The sequence below is a fragment of the uncultured Oscillibacter sp. genome (genome assembly GCF_947654275.1).
Taxonomy (GTDB): domain Bacteria; phylum Bacillota; class Clostridia; order Oscillospirales; family Oscillospiraceae; genus Oscillibacter.
Genome location: NZ_CANTJS010000004.1, coordinates 1 through 14,930, shown reverse-complemented (window position 1 = coordinate 14,930; position 14,930 = coordinate 1). Strand labels below are relative to the sequence as shown.

Genomic DNA, 14,930 nt, shown 5'->3' with positions numbered 1-14,930 from the left:
AGCCATGATTCCGCGTATGACAACGGTAGGCAATCTGAAGAACTACCGCTATAATTTGAACCGCTCCGGCTGGACCATGAGCCAGGCTATGACCAAGATTGAGACCCAGCGCAATTTCAATTCCTTTGCCGAGGACCCCGCCGCTGCCGCCCGCTGCTTCCAGCTTCGCCGGTCCTATCTGCGGGCCAGCAGCCAGCTGACGCTGAACGAATCTGTGTACAGCAAGTATCAGCAGGCATGGAAGACCCTGGACGGCGTTTCCGAGATGATCGACACCGTGAAGCCCGACACCGGCTTCGGCAGCATTCTGGAGGCCCTCAACGACCCCATTGCCTCCGGGCGCAACGCCCTGGGGCAGACTCTGGTCTCCAAGGCGGACGGCGTGATTCAGAGCATGAACGGCCGGTACGGAGAGAACTTCGTCTTCTCCGGGGCGGATACCCTGAATGTGCCCTTTACCTGGAAGCCGGCCAAGAACCCCGACTATATCGACCCCGCCAAGGCGGATCCGACCAATGCCGAACACGCGGGCGCTTTCAAGTATATGATCGACCCGGCCTCTCAGGAGGCGCAGAACGGGGCCCTGTTCACCAACGACCCGGCTCTGGCCGCCCTGGGACCCAAGGAGAACCCCAACTATGACGAGGAATACATGAAAGAGGTCCAGCAGATGGAGGCGGACGCCGCCGCGAACGGTACGACGGTGGATGTGGCGGTCTATCAGGACAAACGCTACGGCCAGTATTTGAAGGCCGACGGCTACGGCACCGGCAAGGCCTCCAAGGCGGAGCAGGTCCCCCAGGAGAACCCAGACTATGATGAAAACAGCTCCAAGCAATACCTGAAGGCCGACGGCACCCCCACCAGCGAGGAGAGCGAGGCCGGCCGGAAGCTGTGCTACCGCGGCGTCCCGGTGGATTCCAACGACAATGAAAAGCTGAACTACTATCTCAACGATGAGAAAAAATTCATCGACCTGGGCCTGGGCTTCCAGGAGCGGGAAGGCGAGATTGTGGAGTCCAGCGTGTTCAACGAGGCCCTTCAGGGGGTTTACTACCTGGGCGGCACCGGCACCACATCCAAGACCGTCAAGGTGGACGGCAAGGAGTGGACCTTTGACGATATGCCCAACAACGTGGTTTCCGTCATGGAGGAATTCGGACAGATTCTGCTGCGCTGCGACCCTGACAGCGGCGCCTGGGCCAGCGACGAGGATAAGGCCCGGGCGTATGCCCTGGCCCAGCAGTTCGAGGACAGCGCCAGCCTGGCCAAGCAGCGCTATGACGAGCTGGATGCCCAGAGCGGTTTCCTCAGGGACAACGGCGAGCTGCTGACCAACAATGCCAAGACCCTGAACGAGCAGTTCCTGGCTCTGGAGGATGTTGATCCCGCCGCCGCCATTGAGGACTACATGTATGCCAAATACTGCTATGACACCGCACTGAAGGTGGGCAACAGTATTTTGTCCCAGAGCCTGATGGATTATATGAACCTGTAAGGTCCGGGAATACAGATATAGATAGAGAATCCGCGAATTGGAAATTCAGATGGAAGGAGAGCGCTATGATTTATGGAACAACTGATTGAAATTACGAGAGTCCCGATCGAAATTGAAATGAAGACGTCCCGTGCGCAGCTGAAGCACGTACAGGCATCCGCCGAGCTGGAAATTTCCCGGGACCGGGGCGGACTGAGCATCAAGAGCCGGCCGATTCAGCTGAATATGGACACGTTTGAGATGCGCAGCTCCATAATGCCCACTCCCGCCCAGAGCGTCCAGAAGAACGCACAGGAAGGCCGGCAGGCCGCCTACACGGCCACTGCCACTTATGCCCAGGAGGGAGAGCTCTATTTGAAAGCCCAGATAGGCGAGGATGTGCAGGCCCAGCTTGCCAAGACTGCCATCAGCACGCAGATGTTCAGCCAGCCGGCCATGGACTTCATCCCCAAGGAGGGCCCGGAGATTACCTGGGACCCCGGCGAGATGAACATCCGCTATGAGATGGATAAGCTGAATTTCGACTGGCGGGTCAGCCAGGCCAAGTTTGAGTTTACCCCCGGCGACATTGAGATTTCCGTCAAGCAGAAGCCGGAGGTTATCATCAAGTATATCGGCGGGCCGCTGTATGTGCCGCCTTCCGCCGATCCCGACTATGAGCCTGTAGACGTGCAGGCGTGACAGGAGGTTCCCATTGAAGCTCCAGACCAAATATTTCGGCGAGATTGAATATGAGGCCGACGAGACCCTCGCCTTTCCGGCGGGCATATTCGGCTTCGAGGAGGAACACAGCTTTCTCCTTCTGCCCTTTGACGGGAGCCACGGAAACATGCTCTGTCTCCAGAGCACGGCGACGCCTGCCCTGGCCTTCATCGTGCTGGACCCCTTTGCCCTGAAGCCGGACTATGCGCCGGTGCTCCGCAAGCCGGAGCTTCAGCAGTTCGGCGTGGCCGACGCGGGAGAGCTGGGCTTTTACGTGCTCTGCGCGGTGAAGAAGCCTGTTTCCGACAGCACGGTCAATCTCCGCTGTCCCCTGGTTGTCCACCCTGAGACCCGAGTGGCCCGGCAGGTCATTATGGAGCAGTACGAAATGCGGCACCCCCTATCGGAATTTGGCAGCGGGGAGGGGGCCGTACCTTGCTGATTTTGCAGCGAAAGCCCGGCGAGTCCGTGGTGATTGGCGAGGAGATATCCATTTCCGTGATTTCCGTGGAAGGGGGCCGGGTGCGTCTGGCCATCTCCGCGCCTCAGGAAATCCCCATTCTGCGGAGTGAGCTGTTGGACGCCACGGCGGCCAACCGGGATTCCGCAGCGGAGGAAGCGGCCCCGGCGGAGCTGCTGGGGCTGCTGGGCGGCATTCCGGAGCGGAAGCCGCCTGATGGAAACGCCTGATTCGGGCAGAAAGGAGAGTTGCTTTGTGATGGATTCCATTGCCAGCATGGCGATGAGCATGAAGGCCGCGCAGTTTCAGGTGCAGTACTCCACCGCGGTGACCAAGAAGGTCATGGACACGGCGGAGCTGGCGGGCCAGGAAATGGTGCGGATGCTGGAAGAATTGCCCAAGGGGCAGTATATTGACACCTACGCCTGACAGGCGCGGGAAGAAAGCCCTGGAGATGAAGCATCTCCAGGGCTTTTCTGCTGCCGGGAAGGGGGAGGGAGAGAACCGGAATTCCAGCTGATTTCAGAGGACTGGAGGGGGACAGACAAAAGCCGTCCGGCGGCTGAGGACGCGGGGCCTGCCGCCTCAGTAATACCGGGTCACTGCCTCCACCTTCCCCAGAATCCGGGCATAGGTGCCGTCGATGGGGGAGTAGTCGTCGTTTTCCGGCATCAGCCAGACCTGACCGTTTCGGAGAGAGAGGCGTTTTACCGTGGCCTCGTCCTCCAGAAGGGCCACCACGATATCCCCGTGGCGGGCGCTGGACTGCCGGTGGACCACCACCAGATCGCCGGGCAGGATGCCGGCGTTGAGCATGGATTCTCCCCGGACCCGCAGGGCGAAATATTCCTCGTCCCGTCCGCCGGCGTCGAAGGGAAGATAGTCCTCAATGCACTCCTCCGCCAGAATGGGATTGCCGGCGGCCACATTGCCCAGGATGGGCACCTGGTTTTTGGGGACGGGGGGCTCCGTCAGAGCCAGGGCCCGGCCCTTGCCGGCTCCCTTGGTGATGACCCCGGCTTCCTCCAGGTGCTTGAGGTGGAAGTGGACGGTGGAGGGAGACCGCAGTCCCACCGCGTCGCCAATCTCCCGCACGGAAGGGGGATAGCCCTGCTGCTGTACGCAGGCGGCAATGTAGTTGTATATTTTCTGCTGCATGTGGGTGAGCTCCGGCATAGGAAAGCCTCCTATCCTGGGGCGCTTTGAACCATCCCCAGACGATTTGGAACCATTATAACACATCTTTTTCAAAAATGCAAACAGGCGTTCCAGATTCTTCGCATTTTATTGAAATTACCCTGATTGGGCGGCGTCCGGCGCAGGGAAAGAGACGGGATGTGTTTCCGAGGCCGTCCCGTGCGGCATCCCATTCGGGGGAGCATGGGACGGAGACGGGACGCAAGGGAGGAACCTTCTCAGGAGGCGTCCGGGTCCCGGATGCCCGGAACCGCCGGGAGTGTCCGATTGGCAGATTTTATTTTGCAGCGCCCCCTTGGACGGCCCGATGTGAGGCCCTTGTATCGGCAGGCCGCCGAGGGCGGCGGCCCCTGCATCATGGTCCTGTTATAAAATGCGGGAATGGACACTCCCGAACCGCCTCGGGCCCTGGGCGGCGGAACAGGGCAAAAAAGTGCAAAAAAACGTCCGGACATCTGTCCGGACGTTTTTCGTGCCTTTTCGTGCCTTTTCGCGCTTTTTGCAACGTTTGCTTCGGTTTCTCAGCCCAGAATCAGCAGCACCATGGTCAGAATCAGGAACACGGCGCCAATCCACTTGGTGGCCCGGGCCAGCTTGGCGTCCATGGTCTTGGCCTTGTTCTTGGCCAGGAAGGAGTCCGCCACGCCGCCGATGGCGCCGGAGAGGCCGGCGCTCTTGCCGGACTGGAACAGCACGGCCAGGATGATTCCCAGACCGCAGAGGAGCTGCAAAATGGTGATGAAAAGCTTCAAAACGTTCAACCTCCAACATTCAGGCCCTGGCCTGAAATTTTTTAATCACTTCGACAAGCATAAATTCTACCACAGTCCGCCGCTGTTTTCAAGAGCATTTTGCAAAATTCCCAAAGAAATTGGGAGAACCGGGGGCGTCAGGAGGCCCGGGCAACCTCCGCCAGGGTCTGGCCCTGGGCGGTCCAGTCCGCCTCCAGGACGGGGGCGATGGGGACGGCCAGATACATGTTGTTGCCGTAGGTATAAGCGCCGGAGGTGACGGCCACCACATGGCCGTAAACGTTCAGCAGCGCGCCTCCGCTGCTGCCCTGGGAGATGTCGGCGGTGTTCATGACGCAGGGCAGGGTATAGGTGTCCACGACCCGGTCCACATCGCTGACGATGCCGCTGCTCACGGCCAGACCCAGGCCCAGGGGGTTGCCCAGGGTATACACCACGTCGCCGGGCCGGAGATCCGCCTCCTCCGCCAGCTCCAGGACGGCGAAGGCCGGGGCCTCGGCCTTGTCCGTGGAGGTTTGGGAGATTTTCAGCAGGGCGATGTCCATGCCCTTGTCGTGGTAGACGACGCGCTCCACCGGGTAGACCTCGCCGGTGACCAGGGTGGCGGTGGCGTAGAGGGCCCCCTCAATGGTGTGGTAGTTGGTGGCCGCCAGACCGTCGGAGGTGATGAAAAAGCCGCTGGCCTCGCCGCTGGGAACGCCCATCCGGTATTCCAGATCTGTCTCATAGGTCCGGATGCAGAAGACGGCGGACATGTGCCGGTCCGCCGTCTGCCGGGCGGTGAGCTCCTCATCGAAAAGCCCCAGGGCCTCGGCATCGGAGCGGGCGCAGAAGCCGGCGCCGGTCAGCTGCTGAATGACGGCGGGCCCGTCCCGATAGGGGAAGGTCAGAGCGTCCCGGAGAATCTGGAAAGCGTCCCCCCAGGTCAGGTTCCCCTCATAGTCCCGGGCGGTGAGGCCGATGCGCCGGGCGTATACGGTCCCGTCGGTGTCGGATGCGCCCTCATAGCCCAGCAGCCGCAGCAATGCGGCGCAGAACTCCCCGGCGGTGATGGGCCCCTCCTGGGGCACCGTGCGGGTCAGCCAGCCCGCGGCCTTGGCGCGGCTGAGGGCGGTGTCCGGCTGGGAGACGCCGGAGCCGGAGAAGCGCAGCAGCAGCACCGCTGCCTCGCCCCGGGGAATGGCGGTTTTCAGGGCGGAGTCCGCCGGGGGATTCCCGGCGATGTTCAGCACGGTCAGAACCTCCAGAGCCCGCCGGGCCTCGCCCTCCAGCGCGGCGGCGGAGGGGACCGCCGCCAGCAGCAGGGCCAGGGCGCAGAGGAGAGAGAGGAAACGTCTTTTCATAGGGCAGCCTCCATAATTTAATCTTTGATATTCAAAAATTTTAGCACCGCCGGGGCTTTTTTGCAAGGTTTGGGGGACGGGCCACTGGACAGACGGGGGAAACTTTGCTATAATGCACAAAAGAAGCATATGCCGCCGGCAGAGGATTGGATTCTATGATGATGAAGGAGAAGACTGAAATGGAACTGAAGGAAATTCTTGGCAAATGCGACCACACTCTCCTGGCTCAGACGGCCACCTGGGAGGAAATCCGGGCCGTCTGTGACGACGGGGTCAAATACGGCTGCGCCAGCGTCTGCATCCCCGCCAGCTTTGTGAAGCAGGCGGCGGAGTACCTGGGGGGCCGTCTGCCCGTGTGCACCGTCATCGGCTTCCCCAACGGCTACGACACCGCCGCCGCCAAGTGCTTCATGGCTTCCGACGCCGTGGACAACGGCGCGGACGAGGTGGACATGGTGATTAACGTGGGCTGGGTGAAGGACCGGAAATGGGACGAGGTCCTGGCGGAGATCAGGGCCGTCAAGGCCGCCTGCAAGGGGAAGCTGCTGAAGGTGATTATTGAGACCTGCTTCCTCACCGATGAGGAAAAAATCAAGCTGTGTGAAATTGTCACGGAGTCCGGGGCGGACTACATTAAAACCTCCACCGGCTTCGGCGGCGGCGGAGCCACCCAGGAGGACGTGGCTCTCTTCGCCAAACACGTGGGCCCCGGCGTGAAGATCAAAGCCGCCGGAGGCATTTCCGATTTGAAGGACGCTGAGGATTTTATCAGCCTGGGGGCCTCCAGATTGGGGACCAGCCGGGTGGTCAAGGCCGTGAAGGCCATGGAGGGATGAAGCATGGGAACGCCGCATAACGAAGCTGTCAAGGGCGATTTCGCCAAAACCGTACTGATGCCCGGCGATCCCCTCCGGGCGAAATTCATCGCGGAGACCTTTCTGGAAGACGCCAGGCTGGTGAACAACGTCCGGGGCGTCCAGGGCTATACCGGGACCTACCGCGGCACGCCGGTGTCCGTCATGGCCTCCGGCATGGGAATGCCCAGCATCGGCATCTACTCACACGAGCTGTTCCACTTCTATGATGTGGACAACATCATCCGGGTGGGCAGCGCCGGGGCCATCTCCCCCAGGCTGAAGCTGCGGGACGTGGTGATGGGTCAGGGCTCCTGCACCGATTCCCGCTATGCCCATCAGTTCGGCCTCTCCGGCCAGTTTGCCCCCATCGCGGATTTCGAGCTGCTGGAAACCGCCGTGGAGGCGGCCCGCCGCCTGGGCGCGGCTCCGGTGGTGGGGAACCTGCTCAGCTCCGACGTGTTCTACAACAAGGCCGGGGATACCCTGAAATGGGGGGACATGGGCGTTCTGGCCATTGAGATGGAGTCCGCCGCCCTGTACTTAAACGCCGCCGAGGCCGGAAAACGGGCCCTGGCTATCTGCACCATCTCCGACAGTCTGGTCACCGGCGAGGCCCTGCCCCCGGCGGACCGGCAGACCAGCTTCACCCAGATGATGGAGATTGCCCTGGAGACCGCCGTGGAAATGGCCCGCCGGAGCTGAGTTTTTTGTTTCCGCTTCGCTTCCGGTTTGCCTCCGCGATGCCGGGAAAGCACCCGGACCGCCCTGAATCCCCTGGCGCGCAGCCGGTCCGGGGGCCGAGGAAGCGGAAAAGCCCCCTGTCTGGCGGCTGGGCAAAGTTTACAAAATTGAGGCCAAAGGGAAAACAATCCGTGAATCTGGTTGAAATTGCCTGAAAGAGTTGATATAATAGGCCCGTCCTTGCAGGAGCGCCCCGCGCCCCTGCGAGAGTCAAATCAGAAGGAAGGTTGATTCCAATGAAGAAGTTTCTTGCGATGATGCTGGCATTGGTCCTTTGCCTGTCCCTGGCCGCCTGCGGCGGCAATTCCGGCGGAGACACCCAGCAGGAGCCTGCCGGCGATGCCCAGCAGGAGCCCGCCGGCGACGCCCAGCAGGAGCCTGCCGGCGGCGGCGAAAGCGACATGATGGTTGCCATGATTACCGACTATGGCGACATCACCGACCAGTCCTTTAACCAGACCACCTATGAGGCAAGCAAGGCCTGGTGTGAGTCCAAGGGTGTGCCCTTCACCTACTTCAAGCCCGTCGGTGACTCCACCGCCGAGCGCGTGGCCATGGTGGAGGCCGCTATTGATGAGGGCTACAACACCATCGTCATGCCCGGCTTCGCCTTTGCCGAGACCATCACCGAGGTGGCCGACACCTATCCCGATGTGAACTTCATCGCTCTGGACGTGGCCGAGGGCGACGTGGGCACCGTGCCCGCCAACACCTACTGCGCCGTGTACCAGGAAGAGCTGTCCGGCTACATGGCCGGCGTGGCCGCTGTGAAGCTGGGCTATACCCACCTGGGCTATCTGGGCGGCATGGCTGTTCCCGCCGTGCAGCGCTTTGGCTATGGCTTCCTCCAAGGCGTGGACGCCGCCGCCGGTGAGCTGGGCGTGAAGCCTGTTGTGGAATATGTCTATGGCAACCAGTTCAGTGGAGACCCCGATATTACCGCTTATATGGACAACTGGTATCAGACCCTGAAAGTGGAGTGCGTCTTTGCCTGCGGCGGCGGCATCTACGCCTCTGCCGCTGAGGCGGCTGCCAAGGTTGACGGCGCCAAGGTCATCGGCGTGGACGTGGACCAGTCCGCCCAGATCGACGGCGGTTACGGCGAGGGCCTGACGGTTACCTCCGCCATGAAGGGCCTGGCGGCCACCGTTACCCACATGCTGGACGAGGTGGCCGCCGGCAACTTCGCCAACTACGGCGGCAAGGCCGAGACCCTGGGCCTGGTGTCCGGCGACGACCCCGACGCCAACTATGTCCTGCTCCCCATGGAGACCACCCAGTGGGCCGACGGCTTCACTCAGGACGACTATAAGGCCCTGGTGAAGGATATGTTCGACGGAAAGATCACCGTCTCCGACGACATTACCGCCATGCCCACCCTGGCCAACACCACTGTGAACGAGTACGGAAATATCAAGTAAATTTCCCTGCACACCGGAGAGGACGGGCCTTGCCCGTCCTCTTTTGCGCTTTATGCGGTCCCGGTTCCGCAAAATGTTCCGCCCCGGCAAAGGCACGGCAGGAAATTTTGTGGAAAATTGCAAATATCCTTTGAAATATGCGGCGGAATATAGTACAATACAATATGAACGAACTGTGACGACGGTTTGAAGTGTCTGTGAAGAAGGGGGAGGTCGTGACATTGGAAGAGAACTATGCCATCGAGATGCTGAACATCACCAAGCGCTTTCCGGGCATCGTGGCCAACGACAATATCACATTGCAGCTTAAAAAAGGCGAAATTCACGCCCTTTTAGGCGAAAACGGCGCCGGAAAATCCACGCTGATGAGCGTGCTCTTCGGCCTGTACCAGCCGGAGGAGGGCTCCATCAGAAAGAACGGGCAGCCGGTTTCCATCAGGGACCCCAACGATGCCAACGCCCTGGGCATCGGCATGGTGCACCAGCATTTCAAGCTCGTGGAGTGCTTCACCGTTCTGGACAACATCATCATGGGCGTGGAGCCCTGTAAGCACGGCTTCCTCCAGAAGGCCGAGGCCCGGGAAAAGGTGCTGGCCCTGTCGGAGAAGTACGGGCTCAGGGTGGACCCGGACGCCCTGGTGGAGGACATCACCGTGGGCATGCAGCAGCGCACGGAGATTCTGAAAATGCTGTACCGGGAGAACGAGATCCTGATTTTCGACGAGCCCACCGCCGTGCTGACTCCCCAGGAGATTGACGAGCTGATGCAGATTATGCGGAACCTCTCCGCCGAGGGGAAGAGCATTCTCTTCATCTCCCACAAGCTGGGCGAGATCATGGCCGTGGCCAACCGCTGTTCCGTGCTGCGGAAAGGGAAGTACATCGGCACCGTCAGCATTGCGGAGACCAGCCAGGAGGAGCTGAGCCGCATGATGGTGGGCCGGGACGTGAGCTTTGCCGTCGAGAAGGCCCCCGCCAGACCCGGCGAGGTCGTTCTGGACGTAAAGGGCATGACCGTCGCCTCAAAGCGGCACAACAACAACGCGGTGAAAGGCGTCTCCTTCCAGGTCCGCCGGGGCGAGATTGTCTGCATCGCCGGCATCGACGGCAACGGACAGACCGAGCTGGTCTACGGCCTCACCGGCCTGGAGCCCCTGAAGGCGGGGACCCTGACCCTGAACGGCCAGGATATCACCCATGCCCCCATCCGCAAGCGCGCTGTTTCCGGCATGAGCCACATTCCCGAGGACCGGCATAAACACGGTCTGGTGCTGGACTACACGCTGGAGGACAATATGGTGCTCCAACGCTATTTCGAGCATCATTTTGTCACGCCCGCCGGCTTCCTGAAGAGGCGGGCCATTCGGGAGTACGCCGTGGGCCTCATTGAGCAGTACGACGTCCGTTCCGGCCAGGGCCCCGTCACCCCCGCCCGGAGCATGTCCGGCGGCAACCAGCAGAAGGCCATCATTGCCCGGGAGATTGACAAGGACCCGGAGCTGCTGATTGCGGTCCAGCCCACCCGGGGTCTGGACGTGGGAGCCATTGAGTACATCCATAAACAGATTGTGGCCCAGCGGGACGCCGGGAAGGGCGTGCTGCTGGTGAGCCTGGAGCTGGACGAGGTCATGAACGTGTCCGACCGTATCCTCGTGATGTACGAGGGGGAGATTGTCGGTGAGTTTGACCCGAAGAAGGTCACCGTGGAGGAGCTGGGCCTGTACATGGCCGGCGCGAAGAGAGAGGGGGCGGCGTCATGAAAAAGGAGAAATCGCCTCTGCTGCGCAACGGCGCGGTGCAGTCCCTGCTGGCCTCCCTGCTGTGCATCCTGATCGGACTGCTGCTTGGCTACATTGCCCTGCTGCTTATCAATCCCGCCGGAGCCGGCGAGGCCATTCTGACCATTGTCAAGAACTTCATGACCTATTCCCGGACCACCGCTCAGCTGAAATATCTGGGCAGCACCCTGGTGAAGACCGCGCCGCTGCTGATGTGCAGCCTGTCGATTCTCTTCGCCTATAAGGTGGGCCTGTTCAACATCGGCGCGGCGGGGCAGTACGTGGTGGGGGCCGGAGCCTGTCTCTACTGTGCCCTGGGGCTGCATCTGCCCTGGTATCTCTGCCTCATGGCGGCCGTCCTGGCCGGGGCGCTGCTGGGGGCTGTCTCCGGCGTGCTGAAGGCCTGCTGCAACGTCAACGAGGTCATCTCCTGCATCATGCTGAACTGGATCAGCCTCTATTCCGTGAACACCCTCCTGACAAAGGTCAAGGAGGAGACCAGCCCCTATACCTACACCCTGTCCAGCACCAGCCCCGAGGCGATCCTGCCCTCTCTGGGTCTGGGGGGTCTGTTCAGCAAAAACCAGTATGTGACCATTGCGGTGCCCTTGTCCGTCATTGCGGCGGTTCTGGTCTGGGTGCTGCTGGAGAAGACGAAGCTGGGCTATGAGCTGAAGGCCACCGGCTGCAACAAGTTTGCCGCCAAATACTGCGGCATGCGGGAGAAGAAAAACCTGATTCTCACCATGGCCATCGCCGGGGCGCTGGCCGGCATGGGTGCGGCCATGCTCTTCCTCACCGGGTTCGAGCAGTGGCAGTGCACCCAGTCCGCCGTCCCCGCCATGGGCTTCAACGGCATCGCCGCCGCCTTCCTGGGCGGGCTGAGCCCCATTGGCTCCATCTTCTCCTCCTACTTTATCCAGCACATCACCAACGGCGGCGCTTATGTGGACAAAACCATGTATTCCGCCCAGATTTCCGACTTTATCTCCGCCCTGATTATCTATCTCTGCGGCTTCGTGCTGTTCTTCAAGGTGGCTCTGAACCGGTGGCTGAACCGCCGGGATGAGAAGAAAGGAGGCGGCGGGAAATGATTTTGCTGCTGCAATATATGCTGATTTTCGCCTCCGTCCTTCTGCTGGTGGCGCTGGGCGGCTGCTTCTCCGAGCACTCCGGCGTCATCAACATCGGCCTGGAGGGCATCATGGTCATGGGTGCGCTGGGCGGCGCGCTGATGATGAAGTTCCTGCCGGACAGCACCTCCGCCTTTGTCATGATTGTTCTGGTGGTGCTGGCGGCGGTTCTGCTGGGGATGCTGTACTCCCTGCTGCTGGCGGTGGCCGCCGTGAACTTCAAGGCGGATCAGACCCTGGTGGGCACCGCCATGAACCTGCTGGGCACCGCGGCGGCCACAGTGTTTGTCAAGGCCATGAACACCGCCGAGAATGTGGACAATGTATCCTCTACCATCCAGTATATCAACGCCAAAAAGGCCTTCATTGTGAACCTGGGGGGCTTCGAGTTCAACTGGTTCATGCTGCTGGCCCTGCTGGCCCTCATCGGCTCCTATGTCTCCTTGTACAAGACCCGCTTCGGCCTGCGGCTCATGGCCTGCGGCGAGCATCCCCAGGCGGCGGACAGCGTGGGCATCAACGTCTATAAAATGCGCTATGCCGGCGTGCTGATTTCCGGCATGCTGGGGGGCCTGGGCGGCATTGTGTACATCACCGCCGGCGTCAGCGAGTGGAAATTCGAGAACGGTGTGGCGGGCTTCGGCTTCCTGGCCCTGGCGGTTATGATTTTCGGCCAGTGGAAGCCCACCCGCATCGCCCTGGCGGCGCTGCTCTTCGGCTTCTGCCGGGCCCTGGGCAACGTGTATACCGGCTTTGACTTCCTGAAAAGCCTGGAGCTGCCGGCCGCTGTCTACAATATGCTGCCTTATATCATCTCCCTGGTGGTCCTGGCCTTCACCTCTCAGAAGTCCCGGGCGCCCAAGGCAGAGGGCATTCCCTACGACAAGGGACAGCGGTAAATACATCTTGTAGAAAAAATTCAAAACCATACAAAATGGAGAGGCCTCCGGCCAGTGCCGGGGGTCTTTCTTTTGATGAAAAAGCGCCGCGTGACGCCCGCCGTACCGGGAGGGCCGGCGCTTGCGGTGAGAAAGGGAGAAGCTATGTATCAAAAAACCGTGGTGGCAGGCGCATACCCGCAGAACAGCGGGATGAAAAAGGAGCCGGTGGAGTGGATTGTTCTGAAGGAGGAAGAGGGCCGCTGCCTCTGCGTGAGCAGGTACCTGCTGGACTGCAAGCCATATCATACGCGTTCCGAACGGGTCACATGGCGGGACTGCGCACTGAGAAGCTGGCTGAACCATGATTTTCTCATGCAGGCTTTTTCGGCAGAGGAGCGGGAGAAAATTCTCCTTTCCACGGTGGAAAACCCGGCCGGAAATACGCAGGATTATATGTTTCTGTTAAGCACAGAGGAAGTGGAAGCGTTATTTGACGATGAAGCGGAGGACTATGTGGATTATGAAGAGCGTGGAGCGCTGACGACCGCTTATGCGCGGTCCCAGGGGGCGTGGTTTATGGACGAGGACTGCGAGGAGCAGAACAGGGGCTGCTGGTGGCTGCGGTACTATGGGGATTTTCGTGACAGGGAAGAGGGGGCGTACGATTTCATCAGCTGTGTCAATTTTGACGGATACATTGAACGGGCGGCGCAGGGCGTGGAAGAGACAGACAGCTGTGTTCGTCCCGCGTTCTGGCTCAGAACAGACTGAGGGGCTTTCCGGCGGCGACGTGCAGGGGGCGGCCTCTGTGCCGCCCCGCGTTCCGGGACTGGACCGGGAATGGGAAACGGGTCGCCGATGAGAAAGGGGCCAGGTTGTCAATGAAAAACGGGCCGGGACAGAGCCCGGCCCCTACAGGGCGGTTTTCCGGCGGCGACGTGCAGGGGGCGGCCTCTGTGCCGCCCCGCGTTCCGGGACTGGGCCTGAAACAGAAACCGAATACAATTCGTATCAATTCGCCAAAAAACAACAGATTGTTCTATCCATCACAGCAAAAACCTCTGAACCAGCGCCGCCAGCAGGGCGGCAAGCGCCCCCTGCAAGGCCTTGCCCAGGACGCAGTTCCGGAGTCTGAGACCGCTGCCGTCCAGCACCGCCGCCGTCTGACAGAGCACCGACAGTCCGCCCCAGCCGGCACAGCCGGAGGCCAGAATGAAGCCGGAATACGAGGGCGTCAGCATCGGCGTCAGGGAGAACAGCTCCGTCAGACCCACCAGGGCCGGGCCCAGACCTCCGCCCAGCCCGCCGAGAGGCTGGGCCAGCACATAGAACAGCACCACAAAGGCACAGACCGACAGCATGGACAGGGCGCTGCCTTGAACCGCCCTCACAAGGGCGGTCGGGAGGGAAGGGAGCTCCTGGCAGGGGGTTCTCCTTGTCACCCGCTGGGGGGCAGTCTGTTTCCGCTTTCCCCGGAAAAACAGACCCGCCAGAAGAGCGGAAAGAATGTGAATGAGCCACAGGTAAATCCCGGCGCGGACGCTGCCGAAGACCCCGGCCCCCAGGACGCTGACCAGGAACACCGGGTTGGAGTTGTTGCAGAAGGACAGCAGCCGTTCCGCCTCTCCGGAGGTCAGCAGGCCCTTTTCATAGAGGTCCGCCGCCGTCCTCGCCCCAATGGGATAGCCCCCTACCAGACCCAGCAGCAGGGCGGACCCGGCGCTGCCCGGCAGACGGAACAGGGCCATCAGCCCCGCCAGATGGGGAGAGACCCAGTCCCCGAAGCCCAGGGAAATCAGCAGGGCGGACACCGCCAGAAAGGGGAACAGAGCCGGTATCACCGAGGAGCCGCAGAGAATCAGGGCCTCTGCCGCCGCCCTACGGACCCGGTCCGCGTCCGCCAGAAACCAGATCAGTACACCGCAGAGAACCAGACAGGCGTCGGTTCGCCGGCGTTTTTTTGCAGCCTTCACAACACATCACCTGACAGACTCTATGCGCCGGAGAGACAAACCATGCGTGCACCGGCGGCCTTTGCCGGGACGCCGCGCAAAACCCGGAGCAGGAAGAACGGCAGGCGAGGGAACGGCAGGCGAAGAACGGCAGGCGAGGGAACGGCAGGCGAAGAACGGCAGGCGAAGAACGGCAGGCGAAGAACGGCAGGCGA

The 14,930-nt window shown here is 61.3% G+C and carries 16 protein-coding genes; 12 read left to right on the top strand and 4 right to left on the bottom strand.

From position 1 onward, the window contains the following. Positions 1-4: 4 nt before the first annotated feature. From Q0063_RS01860 to Q0063_RS01840, 5 genes are all read left to right on the top strand, one after another. Positions 5-1,498, top strand: a complete 1,494-nt coding sequence (locus Q0063_RS01860; RefSeq protein ID WP_297870269.1) for a hypothetical protein — start codon at positions 5-7, stop codon at positions 1,496-1,498. Between the two features lie 72 nt (positions 1,499-1,570). Then, positions 1,571-2,179 carry a DUF6470 family protein gene (locus Q0063_RS01855; protein WP_297870268.1) on the top strand — a complete coding sequence of 203 codons (609 nt, stop codon included), beginning with the start codon at positions 1,571-1,573 and terminating at the stop codon, positions 2,177-2,179. 13 nt (positions 2,180-2,192) lie between these two features. Continuing rightward, positions 2,193-2,642: a flagellar assembly protein FliW gene (fliW, locus tag Q0063_RS01850; protein WP_297870267.1), complete on the top strand. Its 450-nt coding sequence runs from the start codon at positions 2,193-2,195 to the stop codon at positions 2,640-2,642. After that, on the top strand, positions 2,636-2,890 hold the full coding sequence (locus Q0063_RS01845) for a carbon storage regulator (protein ID WP_297870266.1): 255 nt from the start codon (positions 2,636-2,638) through the stop codon (positions 2,888-2,890). Before fliW ends, Q0063_RS01845 begins: the two co-directional genes overlap by 7 nt. Before the next feature lie 28 nt (positions 2,891-2,918). Beyond that, positions 2,919-3,089, top strand: coding sequence for a YjfB family protein (locus tag Q0063_RS01840; RefSeq protein ID WP_297870344.1), 171 nt, complete (start codon positions 2,919-2,921; stop codon positions 3,087-3,089). Positions 3,090-3,245: 156 nt separating this feature from the next. Here the strand turns inward: Q0063_RS01840 and lexA are convergent, their stop codons facing one another. The 3 genes from lexA to Q0063_RS01825 form a co-directional block, all read right to left on the bottom strand. After that, complete coding sequence (lexA, locus tag Q0063_RS01835) at positions 3,246-3,836, bottom strand: transcriptional repressor LexA (protein WP_297870265.1); 591 nt, start codon at positions 3,834-3,836, stop codon at positions 3,246-3,248. A 542-nt stretch (positions 3,837-4,378) separates the two neighbouring features. Then, positions 4,379-4,609, bottom strand: coding sequence for a preprotein translocase subunit SecG (secG, locus tag Q0063_RS01830; protein WP_367180312.1), 231 nt, complete (start codon positions 4,607-4,609; stop codon positions 4,379-4,381). Between the two features lie 137 nt (positions 4,610-4,746). Continuing rightward, entirely contained in the window at positions 4,747-5,952 is a 1,206-nt protein-coding gene (locus Q0063_RS01825; protein ID WP_297870263.1) for a S1C family serine protease, read from the bottom strand. A 179-nt stretch (positions 5,953-6,131) separates the two neighbouring features. Here Q0063_RS01825 and deoC point away from each other — a divergent pair, with 179 nt between their 5' ends. The 7 genes from deoC (at position 6,132) to Q0063_RS01790 (ending at position 13,534) form a co-directional block, all read left to right on the top strand. Continuing rightward, entirely contained in the window at positions 6,132-6,788 is a 657-nt protein-coding gene (gene deoC, locus Q0063_RS01820; RefSeq protein ID WP_297870262.1) for a deoxyribose-phosphate aldolase, read from the top strand. 3 nt (positions 6,789-6,791) lie between these two features. Further along, on the top strand, positions 6,792-7,511 hold the full coding sequence (deoD, locus tag Q0063_RS01815) for a purine-nucleoside phosphorylase (RefSeq protein WP_297870261.1): 720 nt from the start codon (positions 6,792-6,794) through the stop codon (positions 7,509-7,511). A gap of 275 nt (positions 7,512-7,786) precedes the next feature. Beyond that, positions 7,787-8,971 (top strand): BMP family ABC transporter substrate-binding protein, encoded by a 1,185-nt coding sequence (locus Q0063_RS01810; RefSeq protein ID WP_297870260.1) that lies wholly within the window; start codon positions 7,787-7,789, stop codon positions 8,969-8,971. 245 nt (positions 8,972-9,216) lie between these two features. After that, positions 9,217-10,731, top strand: a complete 1,515-nt coding sequence (locus Q0063_RS01805; protein WP_297870343.1) for an ABC transporter ATP-binding protein — start codon at positions 9,217-9,219, stop codon at positions 10,729-10,731. Further along, entirely contained in the window at positions 10,728-11,843 is a 1,116-nt protein-coding gene (locus tag Q0063_RS01800) for an ABC transporter permease (protein WP_297870259.1), read from the top strand. The genes Q0063_RS01805 and Q0063_RS01800 overlap by 4 nt, the downstream gene beginning before the upstream one ends. Then, a complete protein-coding gene (locus Q0063_RS01795; protein ID WP_297870258.1) occupies positions 11,840-12,781 on the top strand; it encodes an ABC transporter permease in 942 nt (313 codons plus the stop codon). The genes Q0063_RS01800 and Q0063_RS01795 overlap by 4 nt, the downstream gene beginning before the upstream one ends. Positions 12,782-12,925: 144 nt before the next feature. Next, complete coding sequence (locus tag Q0063_RS01790; protein WP_297870257.1) at positions 12,926-13,534, top strand: DUF6273 domain-containing protein; 609 nt, start codon at positions 12,926-12,928, stop codon at positions 13,532-13,534. Between the two features lie 275 nt (positions 13,535-13,809). Here Q0063_RS01790 and Q0063_RS01785 read toward each other — a convergent pair whose 3' ends face one another. Continuing rightward, entirely contained in the window at positions 13,810-14,736 is a 927-nt protein-coding gene (locus Q0063_RS01785; protein WP_297870256.1) for a nucleoside recognition domain-containing protein, read from the bottom strand. Positions 14,737-14,930 lie beyond the last annotated feature (194 nt).